Source organism: Cohnella phaseoli (assembly GCF_003386235.1).
Taxonomy (GTDB): domain Bacteria; phylum Bacillota; class Bacilli; order Paenibacillales; family Paenibacillaceae; genus Cohnella; species Cohnella phaseoli.
Window position 1 is genome coordinate 1 of the sequence record NZ_QRDZ01000073.1, and the last position, 1,614, is coordinate 1,614.

1 protein-coding gene is annotated in these 1,614 nt (G+C 49.8%); it reads left to right on the forward strand.

Annotation, left to right across the window (positions count from 1 at the left end; all coding sequences use genetic code 11):
* Positions 1-270: 270 nt before the first annotated feature.
* Complete coding sequence (locus tag DFP98_RS38515; RefSeq protein ID WP_116065956.1) at positions 271-1,506, forward strand: IS110 family RNA-guided transposase; 1,236 nt, start codon at positions 271-273, stop codon at positions 1,504-1,506.
* Positions 1,507-1,614 lie beyond the last annotated feature (108 nt).

Here is a 1,614-nt window from a genome sequence, read left to right on the forward strand (position 1 = left end):
TCGAAAAACATCCATGACAACAAAGAGCGTTGCCACCCCCTGGAATGAAAATTTTCCGTATGCATCCAATCGTAGCTTTTGAAAGCCGCTTATACGTGAAAACTGAAGATACAAATCAAAGGACGGACGATTATTGGGACTTACCCCGTTCGAAAAACCGTCCTATTGCGCTTTTCGAGTATCGCCTATTGTAGCACCCCATAGTACGTGTATTAAATTACACTTTCTCGAGCGCATGATTTGTATCCAAAGGTTGGAGGTTGAGTAGAGATGGATGCCATTCGGATTTGTTGCGCTGGGCTCGATGTGCATCAGGAAACGGTAGTGGCTTACGTATTGAAAGGTCCTTTGGAAAAAAAGCCGCAAAGTTTCATGCGGACATTCGGGACGACAACGCGGGAGTTGCTGGAGCTTCAGGACTGGTTGCGAGAGCAGGAATGCAGGGAGGTCGTCATGGAAAGCACCGGGGTGTTTTGGAAACCGGTGTGGAACCTATTGGAGGGGAACTGTGAACTCGTTCTGGCGAATGCCAGACGCGTGAAGAACATGCCCGGCCGAAAAACCGACACCCAAGATGCCAAGTGGCTTGCGCAGTTGCATCGCTGCGGGCTCATTGAAGCCAGTATGGTGCCGGATCAGGAGATTCGGGACTTGAGGGATTTGACGCGTTATCGGACCAAAATGGTTCAGGCGGTGACTTCGGAAAAAAATCGGATACACAAGATTCTCCAGGATGGCAACATCAAGTTGACGACGTTTATCTCGGATCTCTATGGGGTTTCGGGGCGAGCGCTGCTGCAGAAGATCATGAACGGAGAAGTGCTGGAGGAAGCCGAAGTCCGAAGCCTCGTCAAGACGACCTTGAAGAAGAAAGTGCCCCAATTGCTGGATGCGCTTAACGGGAAGCTGCGGCGACATCACCGAGAGATGATCAGTGAACACTGGGAGCACCTGACGTATCTGGAGCAAAAGATCGCGCGACTCGAAGAGCGGATTGAGGCGTGCATAGGCGCTTATGCAGAGATGATCGAGCAAATCGATTCCATTCCCGGCATTGAGCGAACCTCAGCCCTTACGATCTTTGCCGAGATCGGTCCCCATGTGGCGGAGATGTTCCCGACGGACGCCCAATTTGCGTCGTGGGCGGGACTGAGTCCAGGGAACAATGAAAGCGCGGGTAAACGCAAAAAAGCAAAAACGAAGCAAGGAAACAAGCATCTCAAAACGGCGTTGTGCCAAGCAGCCTGGGCGAACAGTCGCTCCAACAACCGGATCGGTCAGTTTTTTCGAAGAATCCGAAAGAGGCGAGGAGAGAAGAAAGCGAATGTAGCAACGGGGCATTTGTTGACCCGTATCTTGCATGCTATGATGCGCGAGCAAACGCATTACAAAGAAATAGACGTACCCTTAGGCGAAGGTACGTCCAGCAAGAAGACATTGGATACGTATTTGACGTATATTCGTCAAATGGGATACAACGTGATGTTACAGGCAATTACCGAATAGTCTGTCCTTTTTTTTAAAATCCAAACGGATTTTTGGGGCGGGGGGTCTTTTTTTGTCCAAAATCCGTTACAACGCGCGTTTAAAGGTAGTCCGAATTTTCGTATTAAA